We start from the raw sequence: 16,988 nt of genomic DNA, 5'->3' as shown, positions 1-16,988 counted from the left end.
GCATCATCAGCCAGCATGCCGCCGGATAGCTTGTTAAAGCTCGCGGCAATACCCGGCGTAAGCATAGTTGATGAATTAACATCTGCTATCGCGATACCTAACGCTTTTTTAAATTGCCCTAACGCATCAGATTTTATGGCAAGCAGCAAACCCGGCTGTGTACAGAACTGGCCTGCGTTATTGGTGATGGCAACCGCCAAATTCGCCAGTTCTTCCGCACGGTTCTCAAGTGCTTTTGGTAAAAATATAATGGGGTTGGTGCTGCCCATTTCGGCAAATACCGGGATAGGTTCGTCACGCTCCTGTGCCATTTTAACCAATGCCATACCGCCTTTAAGCGAGCCTGTAAAGGTTACTATTTTTGTTTTTGGATGCTTTACCAAAGCCTCGCCAACGGCATAGCCATCATCATAAAGCAAGGAGAAAACACCTTCAGGCAGTCCATGTTTTTCGGCAGCTTTTTTTATCGCCTCACCAACCAGCGCGCTGGTACCCGGGTGTGCCGGATGTGCTTTTACCACCACTGGGCAACCCGCAGCCAAAGCCGAACAGGTATCGCCACCGGCAACAGAAAAAGCCAGCGGGAAATTACTTGCACCAAACACAACAGCCGGGCCAACGGGCACCGCCATCCTGCGGAGATCTACCCGCGGCAAGGGTTTCCTATCGGGTATGGCGGTATCAATCACCGCATCAACCCAACTACCCTCTTCCAGTAAATTGGCATACATATTCAGCTGACCGGTTGTACGGCCGCGCTCGCCCTGCAGCCTTGCCTCGGGCAGGCCACTTTCGGCCATGGCCTGGTTTATCAGGGTATCGCCAAGGGCGTTTATCTCGTCGGCTATGCTGCGTAAAAAAGCAGCTTTCGTTTTTCCGTCTGCAAGACTGTAAACAGCAAATGCTTTATCGGCCAGTTGCATGGATGTGTCTGCATCTGCTAAGCTCGCCGCATTAAACTCTGCGTCAAGCTCTTTACCTGTCGTAGGGTTTATACCTCTGAAAGCTTTATCCCCTTTTATGTATTGGTATCCGATTAAATTTCGTGTTTCCATAGTGTAGTGTTTTATGGTATTAAGCTCAGTCTTTAACAGGCTTCCCATAACAATTTGTCAATTAATGGCGATATAAGTGTTCACGTTCACTACCGTGAACGCCGTAAATACTTATTAAGGTGCTGATAATCAGTATTTTTAAATTTAGCTAATGACAAAACATCGCCACTATTAATTAAATAAAATATCATACGCCTCTGTTTTAAAAATGCAGGCTGACATTAAATATTAACTCACCCCTGTTACATCAACCTCGGCTTCAACACCCCAGCTACCTGCGGGCAGTTCGGGGCGGTGTTTTACAGCGTTGTTAATGATACCTAAAACCCTGTCGCGTTCCTTGCCGGTAATTTTGGCTCTTGGTAACCTAACGGCTTCGGTACCCAGCCCGGTTACCGATTCGGCCAGTTTAATGTACTGCACCAGTTTTGGGTGGATATCCAGCTCCAATACCGGTAAAAACCAGCGATAAATTTTTAACGCTTCCTGCATACGGCCTTCTTTAGCTAACCTGAAAATAGCGACCGTTTCTTTCGGGAAGGCATCAACCAAACCGGCCACCCAGCCATCGGCGCCCATAAATAGGCTTTCTAAAGCCAGGGTATCCACACCGCAAAGTATGGCAAACCTGTCGCCAAAGCGGTTTATCATGCGGGTAACATTGCTTACATCGCGGGTTGATTCTTTCACCGCCTGGATGTTTTTGTATTGAGATAGCTCCTCAAACATATCCAGCGTTACCTCTATCTTATAATCGTGCGGATTATTGTAGATCATGATAGGCAACGTGGTGCTTTTTGCCACTGCCGCAAAATAGTTTAATGTTTCCTGCTCATCAGCCAAATAGCGTAATGGCGGCAGCATCATTAATCCATCGGCACCATATTTAGCAGCATTTTCGGCACAAAGCAGGGCAGTTTTGGTAGTTTGCTCAGCTATATTAAGCACCACGTAAGCGCGTTTTGCAACTACCTGTACAGTATGCTTTAGCAGTTCTATCTTTTCTTCGTCGTTTAAAACGCTTGCTTCGCCCAGCGAGCCGCCGATGATGATACCGCTTGCACCTGCTTCTATCTGTGCTTCGATATTTTTATCAAAAGCATCAAAATCAAATTCATCATTCTCGGTAAACTTTGTTGTTACCGCCGGGAATACCCCTTTCCAAATTACACTCATATTGTTATTTTTTGTATTCTTAAAATCTTTCTTTTAGCATGTTATCTCCCCCCCTGGCCCCTCTCCTTTAAAGATGAGCGGGGAAATTACTTCGTTATCAATTCAACATATTTTACCTGTTGCGGAAACCATACCGTCATCTCGCCCTTGCCCCGGTTAGCCCAGCTGTAATACGGAATGGCCGTCATGGTTTTATTTGCCGTGCTGATGTTTTGCCCATCGGCATCAACCTGTATAGTTTTTACATCGCCTTTTAAAATGGTTATACCGTTTAGCAGGTTGGCATCATAAGCAGTGCTAAATGTTGTGTTTTGCGGGATGATGATATTAGCTGCCTTGCCATCGTTATCCTTCCATTCGGCGCAATACATAATGGGGCCGCGCTGCAGGGCTATCTTGCCCGCATCTTCGGTTAGCTTATCTGTAGCAATAACGCGCTGTACATCCATAGGCAGGTTCATTTCTACCTTATCGCCTTTTTTCCATTTTTTGCTGATAACCGCATAGCCATTCTGTATTTGGTAATCGATAGGTTTACCATTCAGTTTGATCTCTATTTTTTTGTTTGATGGTGTTTGATAGCTGTACAGATCTGACGGTACAGCCTGGTTTTGCGCCCAGCCCGGTATGCGGATCTTCAGGTTCAGGTCCATGCTGCTTGCCGGGTCGACGGTAAAAGCCAGCGCGCCATCCCATGGGTAATTATTTTGCTGGGTGATCTTCAGGTCTTTATTGTTCACCATCATATCACCAGTACCGCTGATAAACAGATTTACGTATACATCCTTACCATTTTGCGCATAGATGTACCCTGGGATAGACGGCATCAGCCTCACCACGTTAGTAGGGCAGCATGAGCAGGTGAACCAGCCGGCACGCTCGCGCTCAATATCGGGGTGGTTAAACTCGTCTCGGATCTGCATGGCATTGGTATAAAAGAAGGATTTACCGTCAAGCCCCACTCCTGATATCAAGCCATTATACAGGGTTTTCTCCAGTACATCAATGTATTTGGCATCGCCATGCAGCAGGAACATCCGCTCGTTCCAGAATACGTTGCCAATGGCGGCGCAGGTTTCGTTATAGGCCGTGGCGTTAGGCAGTTCGTAGCTATCGCCAAAGCGTTCGCCATCGCCAACGGCACCTATACTACCCTGTACGTACATTTTTTTACCCACCATGTTGTTCCATATCTTATCAATGGCGGTTAGGTATTCTTTATCACCTGTTAGGGCAGCCACATCTGCCATGCCCGAGTACAGGTACATGGCACGCACAGCATGGCCTTCGGCTTCATCCTGATCGATAACAGGCTTGTCATCCTGCCAGTATATGCCGTTCTCATATACGTTTTTGCTCTTTTTGTTATATTCTTTGTGGCCGCGTTCGTCAATAAAAAACTTGGCCAGATCGAGGTATTCCTTTTTGCCGGTGATGCGGTACAGCTTCACCAGGCCCATTTCTACCACCTGGTGGCCGGGTGCCACATGCCTTTTGCCCGGCCCGAAAGTACGTACCAGCAGGTCGGCATTTTTTATGGCGATATTGAGGAAATTACGCTTGCCTGTAGCCAGGAAATGCGCGACGGCGCCTTCATACATATGGCCTGCATTGTATAATTCGTGGCTGTTCTCCTGTTCTTTTACCCAGCGCTCGGTGCCCAGCCAGGGGCCAACATGCAGTGGATCGATAGTGCGGGCTGTGTACAGGTAGCCGTCTGGTTCCTGCGCGCGGCCAATGATGGTAATCATCGAATCTACATAATGGTCAAGCTTTTTATCGGGGTGCAGGGCCAGCGAATAGGACGCGCCCTCTATTGTTTTGTAGATATCGGTATCATCAAATGGGTAGGTGGTGCAGAATTTGCCCTTATGTTCTGCCGCCATCTGGAAGTTTTTTACCCTGCCCGTACTCTCGCAACGCTCAAAAGAAGCCGGGATGGTTACCGTACGATTGGTTTCGATGCGGGAGGTCCAGAAATGGTCGGTTAGTTTTACCTGGGTAAAGGCAACCGGCTGGATGGGATAATCCTGTTTTTGTGCCAGGGCGGCAAGGCTGCAACAACAGAATATCATCAAACAAAACTTTTTCATGGGCGGTAAATATTTGATTTATTAAAGCTACCCAAAAGTAGCAGATAATTACGCCAGGGTTGGTTGATAATTACCCCATTATAGCATGATATTACCCTGATTAAATAAAATCAATCATCATACAAGATAAAATACTGGAATTTTGATTTTAAAGCGGCATAAAACCCAGGAAAATTAAGGAGAATCCCGTATCTACCCTCTACTTACTTATCCTCAATGTAAAAAGGCCTTATATAAAATTATAATTCTGATTATCAATATTTTATACAAATATTGATAATTTATATAGTACTTTGTATTGCATAATACTATATAAAACATATATCTTTACAGAAATTTAAAACATCAAAAAAATGAAAACGAAATTCAACCTGAAAACCATCATACTTTCTGCGCTCCTGATGGTAGCCGGCAGTGCCGCATTTGCGCAGTGCGACAAAACTGCAACCTTCACCGCTTCTACAACAAACTACCTAAATGATAAAGGTGCAGTTGAACGCACCAAGGACGAAGAGAGCGTTGTAAGCTTCAATAAAAAAGAGGTAAACATTACAACAGGTGGTAGCCACGAATTAACCGGCACCGTAAAAACATATACCTGCAACTGGGCCACGCCTTATAAAACCGGCAAAACGGTTATCACCACGCTGATTACCGATGGCGGCCGCGACATGAATGCCACCATTACCGTTGAAGGTAAAGACGGCAAGGTTACCCTCACCTTTGAGGCTGTAGAAATGCCCGGCAAAAAGATCCAACTGCAGGCAGATAAGTTTGAATAATTAAACCTTAACCCTTCATATAACCATGAAAACAACATCCATCCTGAAAACAACTATAGCCGCCCTGTTCCTGATGGTAGCGGGCGGCACAATAAGCTTTGCGCAATGCGATAAAACGATAACCCTTACCTCATCAAAAACCAATCACCTGGATGTGAACGGTAATGTAGAACGTACCAAAGACGAAAACGCAGTGATAACCATTACCTCCACCGACATTACTATTGTACCGGGCGATGAGGAACATAAAATGACCGGCAAGATCACCTCAAAAACCTGCGACTGGAAAGTGCCTTTTAAAGAAGGTAAAACAGTTATAAAAAGCATTGTAAGCGGCGATGGTAGCGACGATAAAGATATTACCGTAACTATTGAAGGCAAAGCCGGCAAGGTTACCCTCACCTTTGAGGCCGTTGGCATGAACAAGAAAATACAAGTAGTGGCCGATAAGTTTGAATAATTGACCGGTATTGCTTTTTTGGATGGCGGAAGGGCGTGGTGCGCCTTCCGCCTTTTTCGTTTAATACAATAAACAGTTGATTATTTGCAGGCCGGATCGGCTAAATTTAATATATTGGTTACCATTTTTTTAATAATAATATTTACATTTAGTAATTACAAAATTAAACCCCAATATGAAAAGAAAGATTTTTACAACAGCTCTGTTATCCTGCTGCTTTATGATATGTATGGCAGCTGTTTTTGCCGATTTAAACGGTAAATGGAAAGGCGCTATCACCACGCCCGATGGCAACGCCATTGATGTAGCTTATACCTTTAAAGTTGATGGCGAAAAACTTACCGGTACAGCAGTATCGCAAATGGGCGAGGTACCAATTGACAACGGTAAAATTAAAGGTGATGAGTTTTCGTTCAGCGTAAACGTATCAGGTACCGATTACCCGCACAAGGGCAAAGCTTATGCCGACTCGTGCGCTATGGATATTGACTTTGGCGGCAGCAGCTCGCACTTTGTTGTTAAACGCGATAAATAGTTACCCGCAAACAAATACTTGCAAAAAGCCCTGCATTTCGCGGGGCTTTTTATTTATAAAATAAAAGTAAAATGCGCATTTCTTTCAAATTAACAACCCTGTAATTTACCCCTTAAAAACCACGTAAAAACACGTGATTTTAAAATACCTGTTGTTTTGTTGCTTTTAAATAAATAAGTTTATTGCAATAAGTAATAAACCTACGTCAACATTTTGTAAATACCATAATGCGCGTTCGGCATCTTTAGCACCGGCCAAACCTACCGGAAAATGCACTTCAACAATACATTAATGGAATTTTTTAAGGATTCGATGTGGTTTGTAAAAAGCCATGCCCCTATCCTGTAACGATATATTAAATACCTGAGGGTACAGCAATAAAGAAACTTCTCGCGAAAGTAAAGAAGCATGCACTTTAAAAATACATGCAGCCAAAATTGCCGGGGCGTGGTTACGGCAAAGAAAAACTAAATTATAAAGTTGTTTTTATGTCAAAATTTAACAAACTCAGCAGAGCTGAGATGAAAAATGTATTAGGTGGATAATGTATGCCGGGCGATCCAAATTGTGGAGGAGGGACGGGCACTAAATCATGTTCGTGTACATTAACTGGTGCACAAAATGTAAAAGTGGATTACCCCCTGCCGGCAAGCGCATCTGCTAGTGAGGGTGATTGTTCATCGTCTTGTAAAGCAGCCTGTGATGGAGCACCATTATGTTCTGCCTATTCATCTACTTACGCATCGAGTACCCCACAATAAATTTTAAATAGCTATTGTATGCTGGTTAGCATGCAATAGTTATCAATTTAAATCTATGAAGTATCTTAAATTAATTTTAGTATTTATTCTGTTTTCATCAGCGATACAGGCACAGGTTGTTTTTGAAATAAGGGGTGAGGTAAAAAATCTGTCGGGTATTACCAGTGCTTTAAATAATGGGGACACCATTTTTTTGGCGGTAAGCAAACAAAAAAAAACGTTCCATTCGGTAATTAAAAACAACACCTTTTATATAAAAGGTGAAATTATTGAGCCCGATGCCGGTATGCTCGAATTTAAAGGCTCGGGACTGAAGTTTTTTTTGGATAGCAGTGTGTACAATGCGCAACTTATTCTAAAAGAAATTAGTCCGGGCCGGTATGTATATGAAACAGCTATCCAAACTAATTCCCGCATCCATAACACATGGCACAATTTTGTAAATAATCAGGTAGCTCTTTATCAAGAGAAAGCGCAGTACCTGAACAAAGCAGATTCGGCTATAAATGAAACATCTGCTTTAGCGTATAAAAAAAAGGCTGCGGGTATAGATTCCCTGATCAGAAACGCTTATACAAAGCTCGCAAAAGATGCTCCCGATAACCCGGCTACAGCTTATTTACTACCAGCCGCGCCCGATTTTTCATATAAAAACTATATAGCATCATACAATGAGCTCTCTTTTAAAATAAAAAGCAGTATCTATGGTAAGGAACTTTTTGAAAAACTAAAACTGTTAAAAAATCTGGATAACCCCACCGATTTAAAGTTGGCTGCCGATGAGCAGAAAACTATCCCCTCAATAAACGTTGTTGATACCCTTGGGAAAGTTGAACAACTTAACAAAAAGTTTTATACCAGGCAGCGTTTTACACTTATTGAACTTTGGGCAAGCTGGTGCGGCCCGTGCAGGTTGATAAACATTGAACTACGCGGTAAAGAGAATGAGTATGCAAAAAAAGGGTTGAAAATTATTGGGTTCTCTTTAGACAATGGTGTTTCATCATGGAAAAAAGCGATCAGGGAAGATAAAATAAGATGGCCACAGTACTCTGATCTTAAAGCTACTAATTCGCCGCTTGCGAAGTTTCTCAATCTAAAAGAAATTCCGGCAAACATACTGGTTGATCAACAGGGTAATATTGTAGGAAGAAATATTTATGGCGAACAACTTGAGCAGTTTTTAAAATCAAACAATTAATTGGATAGAGAAAGGTTATCTACTAAATAACAAGGGCCAACTTATTGGCCGCAACGTTAAATTAGACAACCTGGAAAACATGCTTAAAAATATAAAATAACTTTTTTCGCAAGGGCCGGGCAAGCCGGGCTCTTCCTATAGTAAGTTGCCTGCAATTCGCACATTTTCTTTAAACATACCATTTAATGCGTAAAAAAATATTCCACTTTCACTAAAGTCAAAAACACATTACATACCCTCTCAAAAACCACGTATAACTACGTGATTTTAAAATACCTGTTGCTTTGTTGCTTTTAAATAAATAAGTTTATTGAACTAAGCAAACAGCCTATGTCTATCTTTTACAAACGCCCAAATGCCGACGCGGTACTCATTGAATTAGTCAAACTTATCGACCCATCAATTACCGCCGAACAAATAACCGACGAATTAAACATCCACCCCGATTACCCAAACCTACTGGCCTTAAATGATGTGCTTACCAATTTCGGCATCGAATCGGGCGCGTACCGCATTACCAAAGACGAACTGCCCGAAGTACCCGTACCCTTTATTGCCCACACCAATAAGTCGGGTTCGGAGTTTTTGCTCATCACCGCTATATCCGCAAAGCAGGTTACCGCTACCGACCAAAGCCGCAAAAACTACACCTTAAGTTTTGATGATTTTGCCAATTCGTTTACCGGCGTGGTACTGGCTGTAGAAATGCCGGAAACCGCATCTGTTAAAAAAAGTAGTGGTTTTAATACCACCGGGCTGCGTTATACCCTGGCGTTGGTTTTGCTGGCCTTTTCGCTTTTAGCATCCATCATAACCTTCGCCCCAATATTTAGCAGCTGGCAAACTATACTTGCGGCCTTATTTAAAACCGGCGGGGTTACCGTTTCGGTGTTATTGCTTATACAAAGTATAGATCGTAACAACCCGCTGGTGCAAACGCTTTGCGGCGGCGGCGGCAAAACCAATTGTAACGCCATCCTGGCATCCAAAGCCGCCAATGTGTTTGATGGGCTTAGCTGGAGCGAGGTGGGCTTCTTTTATTTTACAGGCACCTGGCTGGCCCTGCTGTTTGCAGGTACAAGCACTGCCATGCTGCAGGCTTTGGCTATACTCAATATTGTTAGTTTGCCTTATACCGTGTACTCTATTTATTACCAGGCGCGTGTTGCCAAGCAATGGTGTGTTTTATGCTGCACGGTGCAAGCCCTGCTTTGGCTGGAGTTTATACCTATGGTGGGCTTTTTAAACGCGCCGTTCCAGCTTTTAAACCTTACGGAGCTTGCCGGCTTACTTATTTGCCTTGCCCTGCCTGTTGGCCTGTGGCTGTTGTTAAAACCATTGCTGTTAAAATCGCAGCAGTTAAACACGCTTAAAGGCCAGCTGCGCGATTTTAAATATAACACCGACTTGTTTAACACCGCCCTAAAAGAGCAGCCAAAATATGCTGTACCAGCCGAAGACTGGAGTATTGTTTTAGGCAACGTTGAAGCCGGTAATATCATCACCATGGTGAGTAACCCATACTGCCCGCCATGTGCCAAAACCCACCATGCTTTAGATGAATGGCTAAACCGCAATCCCGATATACAGGTACGGCTTGTATTTACGGCCAATAACACCGATGCCGATCTTAAAACACCTGTAACCAGGCACCTGATGGCATTAAATGAACTGACCGATAAAAGCAAAGTAAAACAAGCCCTTAACGACTGGTACGACCAAAAGCACAAAGATTACGATGCATGGGCCAAAGCACACCCGGTAACCCTCGACGAAACAAAATATTACAAGCTTGACAGGCAGCAGGAATGGTGCAACCTGGCCGAAGTAAGGGCCACACCCACCCTGCTGGTTAACGGGCATCGTTTACCGGATGTTTACCGCATACAAGATATTAAATACCTGCTGGTACAGCAATAAAAGAAACTTTTAGGGCGGGGTGTAAAAAGCCACGCCCTGTTCTAAAATTTATGAATATCTAAAAGGATAGCAATAAAATAAACTTCTCGCGAAAGTAAAGGAGCATGCACTTTAACATACATGCAGCCTAAATTGCCGGGGCGTGGTTACGGCAAAGGTAGTTAATTATTAAATTTTTATTTCATGTCGAAATTTATGAAACTCAGCCGTGCTGAAATGAAACACGTTTTAGGTGGCGGTCTTCCCGGCGGCCCGGGCAACCCGAATCCTTCGTGCCAATTCATAGTTGTTTGCGGCCATTCTTCTCCGGATTATGATACCTTTTGGGGTATATGCTGTAATACTGCCGGTGATGCCCAAACATATTGCAGGGCGCACGGGTACCAGGGTATTTATGGATGCATCGTAAACCCTTATGCTAATCCTCCGGCATAAGCAGCATGCAATTCATATAAATCCGCCTGAATTGCCGGGGCGTGGTTACGGCAAGAATAGTTAATTACTAATTTCTTATTTATGAAAAAGTTTAACAAACTCAGTCGTGCTGAGATGAAACACGTTTTAGGTGGTGGTCTTCCGCCTGATCCAACACAACCAGGGCCACATCCCTGCTTAAGTTTTGTAGCGTGTGGCATAACGTCCGATCCATTAAGTGATACTATAGCATTTTATGGCGTTTGTTGTAGTACCCTTTCTGATGCAGAAACCTATTGCAGATCGCATGGCTATACGGGCATTTATGGTTGCAGATCAAACGAAATTGACTAACCTGTATATTAAACAAGCGTAAAATAATAAAAGCCCTGCCCAACCCGGCGGGGTTTTTAAACGTATTGTAAATAACCGGTTGTTATAATAATTAACAACGCTTACCTTTGCGCCGCATGTTACAACGTTTAACCGCATATTTATTAATTGTGTCGCTTGTATCGGCTAACTTTTCGCGTTTTTTCATCTACGCGGGGTTCGAGCTGAATCGCAACTACATCGCCACAAAACTTTGCGAAAACCGTAATAAACCCCAGTTACATTGCAACGGTAAATGCTACTTTATGAAAAAAGTAAAGCAAGCCGAAGACAAGCAGAACACCGAAGATCGGCAGGCACAAAAAAACCTGTTCCAGGAGGCCAACTACAATCAGCCGGCTAAGGTTAAGTTCTACCAGGTTTTATTATCGGTAACCAAAGTGCCGAACTATCGTATCCAACTGCCGGAGCTATCCCGCAATATCTTCCAGCCCCCACGGCTCTCATAAAAACCACCTTTCTTTTTTTAATACAGTTTGCGATGCCGGCCTAAAGCCCTGTATCTGCTATGCTTTTGCATACAACTGTAATTTATTTATGCCCCCAAGCATAGGGGCAAGCTTATACGTTTTTATGAAAACACCTACACTAATATTATATATAATACTGTGTTTTGCGCCTGCTATTGCCTTTGGCCAAAGCAGCCTCCGCGGCACAGTAACCGACGCCCGAACAAACGAAGCCATAGCCGGCGTAATGATCAGCAACACTGCCGATGGCAAATTGCTGACTACCACAAATGCCAAAGGTAAGTTCACCATTCAAACGAACGATGTTAAAACAATCCGTTTAAGCATGATAGGTTTTGCCGATAAGATCTACACCCTTAGCGGTACCGAATCTGTAGAGATAGCCCTGGAGCCCTCAACCATCGACCTGCAACAGGTGGTGATATCGGCCAGCCGCGAGCGCCAGGCCAGGCAGGATGCCCCCATCGCTATCAGCAAAATAAACGCCACCCAAATTCATGATACCAAAGCCACCGCGCTTTACCAGTTGCTGAACAAGGTAACCGGCGTTTACATGGTGGATCTGGGGAACGAGCAGCATACCATGGCCATTCGCCAGCCTATTACTTACAACGCTTTGTATTTATATATGGAAGATGGCTTACCCATTCGCCCTACCGGTATCTTTAATCACAACTCACTTTACGAGATCAACATGAGCGGCGTGCGCGATATCGAGGTGATCAAAGGCCCGGCTTCATCATTATATGGCAGTAATGCCATTGGCGGGGCCATCAACTTTATTACACAGGGGCCACCTGCGGGTTACGCGGGCAATGTATCTGTACAGGGCGATAATTATCACTATCGCCGTGTTGATGCTGATGGAGGTTTCAGCACAGGCAAATTTGGCTTGTATGTTGGCGGCTATGTAGCCAAACAACGCGATGGCTGGCAGGATTACACCAACTTTGACAAATACTCGGGCAATTTTAAAACCACTTACGATTTTGACGCAGCTACCCGTTTAACCACATCCGTAGCTTATAATTACCTGAACACGCAAACACCGGGGAGTTTGGATAGCACAAAGTTTTACAGTCGCACTTATGGCGCAAACCAGCGCTTCACCTACCGTAAGGTAAAAGCGTTTAGGGCCAACACCAAGCTCGAACATACCTGGAACGCGCAAAGCAGTACCTTCCTTACCTTATTTTACCGCAACAACTCTACCGCACAGCTGCCAAGCTATTTTATATCAGATGTAAGGGATAACGCGGGTAACTATGTTAGCTCTAATGGACAGGAGAACGACCAGAGCTTTCACAGCCTTGGTTTGCTGGCACAGCACAGGCAGGATCTGGATTTCCTGCACTCGAGGTTAATTATTGGTGTTTATGCCGATAACAGCCCCAGCAGCTACTACGCCAAGTTTTTGAATATCCAAAAAGATGTAGTCAATAACTTTTACACCGGTTACACCGCTACCGGTAATTACATCGATAACTACCGCATCAAGCTATTCAATACCGCGGCTTACGCGCAGTACGAGATCAAACCTGCCGAGCCGTTGCGCATTGTAATGGGTTTACGGTACGATCGTATCCACTACAACTTCACCAACGGTATTGCCCCAGGCAGCACCAAGTACAAGCAGCAGGAAACCAACGATTTTAACATCGTAGCGCCAAAGCTTGGGCTTACCTACAACTTTGGCAACAACAAAGGTTTATATGCCAACTACAGCGTAGGTTTCCAGCCGCCAGAAACCGGCGATCTGTACAGCGCCCGCCAGCTTACCCCCCTAAAACAGGCAACGTTTAACAACTACGAAGCCGGTGGCTGGTTCACTGCTTTAAATAAGAAGATGTATGTTGAGGTTACCTTTTACGATTTGGAAGGCCGTAACGAGATCATTAACCAGCTACTGCCTGATAATACCACCCAAAACCAAAACGCAGGCGCAACCCGCCACCGCGGTGTAGAGTATTCGGTAGCTTACGCGCCGGTAAACGAACTTAGCTTTAGGTTTAGCGGCACCAACGCCAGGCATACTTATGTTGATTACAGCGAGGTAACAACTAACTACAGCACAGGCGCCAACACGGTTAAAGTTTACAACGGCAACCGCATGAACAATGCACCAAGCTGGATAGCCAACTCCGAGATCACCTACAAACCTGCGTACATCAGCGGTTTCCGGATAGCGGGCGAATGGCAGCACATTGCCTCGTATTTTACAAACCCGGCCAATACCAAAACCTATGCAGGCTATGATATTTTTAACCTGCGCACCGGCTTCGATGTAAAAAGCGGGCCATTGCAAGGCGCGGGCATCTGGTTTAATGTGCTTAACTTAACCAACAAACTTTACGCAACCACGGTAACCAGCAACCAATACGGCGATACCTACAACGCGGCGCCACCAAGGGTGTACACATTGGGCATCAGTTATTCATTTGCAAAACACTAACCATGGCAACAGCAAAACAGAATTTTTATAAATGGCATCGGATATTGGGCTTAACAGCCCTTATCCCTGTTATGATGTGGACGCTGAGCGGCCTGTCGCATCCGTTCATGTCAAACTGGTTCAGGCCGGTGATAGCCCTGGAGGTATATAAACCTGTGCCCGCTAAAACCAGGCCTGCGTTATCTGTTCAGCAGGTACTTGCTCAAAACAACATCGGCAGCTTTACCAATTTTGGGCAGGTAAGTTTTAATAAGGATACTTATTACCAGGTTTTAGGTACGGATAGCGTGTACAACTATTACTCGGCCAATACCGGGACGATATTGCCTGACGGCGATAAGCTTTACGCCACTTACCTGGCCCGGTACTTTACGCAGGATAGTACATCAAAAATAAAAAACATCAGCCTGCAAAAAACCTTCGACGGGCATTACCAGCCCATTAACCACCTGTTGCCCGTTTGGAAGGTAGCTTTCGACCGGCCCGACGGGATGGATGTTTACATCGAAACCGGGCAAAGCCGCATGGGTACATTCAATAACAATACCCGTAAAGCCATGCTCACCGTTTTTGAGCAGCTGCACACCTGGGATTTTCTGGCAGCCATCGGCGGTAATCAGTTTCGTAATGTGGTGATGCTGATTGTTATGGTGGCGATGCTTTTTTCGTTGTTAAGCGGATTAACCATCTACGGCCTGTTCTGGAAAAAGTTTAAAACAGCTACGCAAAACCGCCGGGCTGATAAACGCAAGGACGCCCGTTTTGTACACCGCTTTCACCGGCAGTTAGGGCTCATCGTATCTTTTATGATGCTTACGTTCGTCATCAGCGGGGCTTTCCACCTCATCGTAAAACTGCATAATGATGGCCCGGCGCAGAAAGCTTACGCGCAACACATCAACAGTAAGGACCTTGCTGTTTCAAACCTTGCCCTCCCTGTTGCCGATAGCCTGGTTAAAAACATAAACGTGGTTAAGTTTAATTATAGCACCTATTACCAAGTGAGTGATACCAGGAAGAACATAAGTTATTTTAATACCCTAACCGGCGCCGAATTAGCTGATGGCGATATGCAATACGCACGATGGCTGGCAAACTTTTACCGTGTTGATCTAGGCATAGAAAAAGTATACGGTCGGGTAACCATCAGCCAGATCCGCCAGTTTGATAACGAATATGGGTTTATCAACAAGCGCCTGCCTGTACAAAAGGTAAGCTACCCCAATGGCGAAAACTGGTATATCGAAACCACCACATCAGAACTGGCTACAAAAGTTGCCGGTATTGACCGCGCCGAAGGCTTATCTTTTATATTTTTACATAAATACTTCGGCATGAGCTGGGCCGGTAAAAACGCGCGCGATATAGTAAGTATGCTGGCCGCATTGGGTGTGCTGATGGTATCGTTATTCGGCTTTGCCGCATTCATCAAAAACAAATAGTTATGAAAAAAACATTCATCATATTAGCATTTGCAGGCCTGCTCTTCGGAGCGGGCGCCTGCAATAACACGGCACAAAAAGATGCCAAAGAAACCGCTAAACCAAAAGGCAAATACTATTGCACCATGCACCCCGAAGTAACCGCCGATAAACCCGGCACCTGCAGCAAATGCGGCATGGATTTGGTTGAAAGGGATACGAAGTAACCTACATGTCATTGCTGCGAGGCACGAAGCAATCTCTTTAGGACGATTACATACCTTGCTTAAAGAGATTGCTTTGTCGCTATCGCTCCGCGCAATAGAGGTGTTGTATAAGTATTCGTAATCCGTTTATCTTTTTGACTTTAGCCTTACGCTTATCAGAACCATTTGCCGTAATTTTATTCAAAAAATAACAGGATATGAAAGTTGAGATCTGGAGCGATGTGATGTGCCCGTTTTGCTACATTGGTAAACGCAGGTTTGAGGATGCCCTACAGCAATTTGAGCATAAAGACAAAGTAGAAATAGAGTGGAAAAGCTTCCAGCTTAACCCCGATATGGTGACCGACCCGTCTACCAATATTAACCAGTACCTGGCCGATGCCAAAGGCTGGACGCTTGATTACGCCCAACAAATGAACAACCACGTAACCGAAATGGCTGCCGAAGTTGGCCTTACCTACCACATGGAGACCGCCGTTGTGGCCAATAGCTTTAACGCGCACCAGTTTACCCACCTGGCCAAAAAACATGGCCTTGGCGATGCTGCTGAAGAAGCCCTTTTTAAAGCATATTTTACTGATGGCAAAAACGTTGACGATACCGAAACCCTTGCCGAATTAGGCACAGCCATTGGCCTTGATGCAGATGAAATAAAACAAACACTTGCTGCCAACACCTATGCCGATGCTGTAAAGCACGATGTAGCAGAAGCGCAATACCTGGGCCTAAAAGGTGTACCGTTTTTTGTAATGAACGGCAAATATGGCGTATCGGGCGCGCAGGCGGTGCCCGTGTTTTCGCAAACTATTGAGAAAGCTTTTGGCGAGTGGAATGATGAGCAGGCAAAGCCAAAACTGGATGTTGTTGAAGGCCCAACCTGCGGCCCGGATGGCGATTGTTAATTTTGTGCAGATGAGGTTAACTTATATGGTTCTCAGTCGTATAAAGGGATAAAATAACCGTAGCCCGATTTAATTGGCACGAAAAAAATTATATATCTTTATAGCCTGATTAATAAAACTATATGAATAAACTCTACACAAAATTTCTGGCAGTAATAGTGTTTGCTTTCGCGATAGGTAGCTGTAAGGTAGATGCCCCTATTTACCCGGAGGGTACCGTTCCAAGCGCTGATTTCCTTAGCGGAAATGCAGGTGCAGGTACCGGTGGTGGCATATCAAATGGCAGTACAATAACTTATACTATTGATGGTAAAACCACCACACTTAAGACTGCATTTTTCCAGGTAATTTCCCCATCACAAAACCCGCCAACAGGTAATACCCAGATAGGTGGTGGTTCTGACCTGACAACCGGATTTTCACTAACGTCATCAACAGCCGTTGCCGGCACGTTTGATGCAGATATAATTACATTGGGAACTTCAGTTGGCAGCGGAACGGTAACATTTACCGAAATAACCACTACCGGAAATAGCGGTTTAAAAGGTACGGTTAAAGGATCATTTTCAGGCAAGGTAACCGATTTCACAACCTTGACCGACAAAAACATTTCGGGTTCATTCAGCATTAAAATGTAACCAACAGCTTAGGCTGGTTTAATAACACTGTCTTATATATAAGATTATATTTATACCTTGGTGTGAGTTAAACACTATGAATAACTAA

General features: G+C 44.5%; 15 protein-coding genes. 12 read left to right on the top strand and 3 right to left on the bottom strand.

Annotation, left to right across the window (positions count from 1 at the left end):
• The 3 genes from WC615_RS08775 to WC615_RS08765 all read right to left on the bottom strand — a co-directional run.
• Nucleotides 1-1,055 (bottom strand): aldehyde dehydrogenase family protein (locus WC615_RS08775; protein ID WP_372977734.1); only part of this gene is annotated, 1,055 nt, incomplete at its 3' end.
• Nucleotides 1,056-1,283: 228 nt separating this feature from the next.
• On the bottom strand, nt 1,284-2,231 hold the full coding sequence (locus WC615_RS08770) for a dihydrodipicolinate synthase family protein (RefSeq protein ID WP_372977733.1): 948 nt from the start codon (nt 2,229-2,231) through the stop codon (nt 1,284-1,286).
• 86 nt (nt 2,232-2,317) lie between these two features.
• Complete coding sequence (locus tag WC615_RS08765; RefSeq protein WP_372977732.1) at nt 2,318-4,324, bottom strand: glycoside hydrolase family 127 protein; 2,007 nt, start codon at nt 4,322-4,324, stop codon at nt 2,318-2,320.
• A gap of 353 nt (nt 4,325-4,677) precedes the next feature.
• On the opposite strand from WC615_RS08765, the gene WC615_RS08760 reads away from it, so the two are divergent.
• The 12 genes from WC615_RS08760 to WC615_RS08705 all read left to right on the top strand — a co-directional run bounded on the left by WC615_RS08760 (nt 4,678) and on the right by WC615_RS08705 (nt 16,900).
• Complete coding sequence (locus WC615_RS08760) at nt 4,678-5,106, top strand: hypothetical protein (RefSeq protein WP_372977731.1); 429 nt, start codon at nt 4,678-4,680, stop codon at nt 5,104-5,106.
• Between the two features lie 25 nt (nt 5,107-5,131).
• A complete protein-coding gene (locus WC615_RS08755) occupies nt 5,132-5,566 on the top strand; it encodes a hypothetical protein (protein ID WP_372977730.1) in 435 nt (144 codons plus the stop codon).
• Between the two features lie 175 nt (nt 5,567-5,741).
• Nucleotides 5,742-6,101 carry a glycoside hydrolase gene (locus WC615_RS08750; protein WP_191177032.1) on the top strand — a complete coding sequence of 120 codons (360 nt, stop codon included), beginning with the start codon at nt 5,742-5,744 and terminating at the stop codon, nt 6,099-6,101.
• 816 nt (nt 6,102-6,917) lie between these two features.
• The gene (locus tag WC615_RS08745) at nt 6,918-8,063 is read left to right on the top strand and encodes a TlpA family protein disulfide reductase (protein ID WP_372977729.1); all 1,146 of its coding nucleotides are present in this window, start codon (nt 6,918-6,920) and stop codon (nt 8,061-8,063) included.
• A gap of 330 nt (nt 8,064-8,393) precedes the next feature.
• Nucleotides 8,394-9,983 carry a cysteine peptidase family C39 domain-containing protein gene (locus tag WC615_RS08740; protein ID WP_372977728.1) on the top strand — a complete coding sequence of 530 codons (1,590 nt, stop codon included), beginning with the start codon at nt 8,394-8,396 and terminating at the stop codon, nt 9,981-9,983.
• A 183-nt stretch (nt 9,984-10,166) separates the two neighbouring features.
• Nucleotides 10,167-10,418 (top strand): hypothetical protein, encoded by a 252-nt coding sequence (locus tag WC615_RS08735; protein ID WP_372977727.1) that lies wholly within the window; start codon nt 10,167-10,169, stop codon nt 10,416-10,418.
• 617 nt (nt 10,419-11,035) lie between these two features.
• Entirely contained in the window at nt 11,036-11,239 is a 204-nt protein-coding gene (locus WC615_RS08730; protein WP_372977726.1) for a hypothetical protein, read from the top strand.
• A gap of 124 nt (nt 11,240-11,363) precedes the next feature.
• Nucleotides 11,364-13,712 carry a TonB-dependent receptor gene (locus WC615_RS08725; protein ID WP_372977725.1) on the top strand — a complete coding sequence of 783 codons (2,349 nt, stop codon included), beginning with the start codon at nt 11,364-11,366 and terminating at the stop codon, nt 13,710-13,712.
• Nucleotides 13,713-13,714: 2 nt separating this feature from the next.
• Nucleotides 13,715-15,154: a PepSY domain-containing protein gene (locus WC615_RS08720; RefSeq protein ID WP_372977724.1), complete on the top strand. Its 1,440-nt coding sequence runs from the start codon at nt 13,715-13,717 to the stop codon at nt 15,152-15,154.
• Nucleotides 15,155-15,156: 2 nt separating this feature from the next.
• Nucleotides 15,157-15,360 (top strand): heavy metal-binding domain-containing protein, encoded by a 204-nt coding sequence (locus WC615_RS08715; protein ID WP_372977723.1) that lies wholly within the window; start codon nt 15,157-15,159, stop codon nt 15,358-15,360.
• Between the two features lie 197 nt (nt 15,361-15,557).
• Nucleotides 15,558-16,262 carry a DsbA family protein gene (locus WC615_RS08710; protein ID WP_372977722.1) on the top strand — a complete coding sequence of 235 codons (705 nt, stop codon included), beginning with the start codon at nt 15,558-15,560 and terminating at the stop codon, nt 16,260-16,262.
• Between the two features lie 122 nt (nt 16,263-16,384).
• Nucleotides 16,385-16,900: a hypothetical protein gene (locus WC615_RS08705; protein ID WP_372977721.1), complete on the top strand. Its 516-nt coding sequence runs from the start codon at nt 16,385-16,387 to the stop codon at nt 16,898-16,900.
• Nucleotides 16,901-16,988 lie beyond the last annotated feature (88 nt).

Source organism: Mucilaginibacter sp. (genome assembly GCF_041663085.1).
Lineage (GTDB): Bacteria > Bacteroidota > Bacteroidia > Sphingobacteriales > Sphingobacteriaceae > Mucilaginibacter.
The sequence above is the reverse complement of the archived record's forward strand: the minus strand, read 5'-3'. Positions and strand labels throughout refer to the sequence as shown.

Coding starts and splice junctions, on each gene's coding strand:
- WC615_RS08720 (WP_372977724.1), top strand. CDS start 13,715: ATGGCAACAGCAAAACAGAATTTTTATAAATGGCATCGGATATTGGGC.
- WC615_RS08760 (WP_372977731.1), top strand. CDS start 4,678: ATGAAAACGAAATTCAACCTGAAAACCATCATACTTTCTGCGCTCCTG.
- WC615_RS08745 (WP_372977729.1), top strand. CDS start 6,918: ATGAAGTATCTTAAATTAATTTTAGTATTTATTCTGTTTTCATCAGCG.
- WC615_RS08710 (WP_372977722.1), top strand. CDS start 15,558: ATGAAAGTTGAGATCTGGAGCGATGTGATGTGCCCGTTTTGCTACATT.
- WC615_RS08705 (WP_372977721.1), top strand. CDS start 16,385: ATGAATAAACTCTACACAAAATTTCTGGCAGTAATAGTGTTTGCTTTC.
- WC615_RS08735 (WP_372977727.1), top strand. CDS start 10,167: ATGTCGAAATTTATGAAACTCAGCCGTGCTGAAATGAAACACGTTTTA.
- WC615_RS08770 (WP_372977733.1), bottom strand. CDS start 2,231: ATGAGTGTAATTTGGAAAGGGGTATTCCCGGCGGTAACAACAAAGTTT.
- WC615_RS08755 (WP_372977730.1), top strand. CDS start 5,132: ATGAAAACAACATCCATCCTGAAAACAACTATAGCCGCCCTGTTCCTG.
- WC615_RS08765 (WP_372977732.1), bottom strand. CDS start 4,324: ATGAAAAAGTTTTGTTTGATGATATTCTGTTGTTGCAGCCTTGCCGCC.
- WC615_RS08740 (WP_372977728.1), top strand. CDS start 8,394: ATGTCTATCTTTTACAAACGCCCAAATGCCGACGCGGTACTCATTGAA.
- WC615_RS08715 (WP_372977723.1), top strand. CDS start 15,157: ATGAAAAAAACATTCATCATATTAGCATTTGCAGGCCTGCTCTTCGGA.
- WC615_RS08750 (WP_191177032.1), top strand. CDS start 5,742: ATGAAAAGAAAGATTTTTACAACAGCTCTGTTATCCTGCTGCTTTATG.
- WC615_RS08725 (WP_372977725.1), top strand. CDS start 11,364: ATGAAAACACCTACACTAATATTATATATAATACTGTGTTTTGCGCCT.
- WC615_RS08730 (WP_372977726.1), top strand. CDS start 11,036: ATGAAAAAAGTAAAGCAAGCCGAAGACAAGCAGAACACCGAAGATCGG.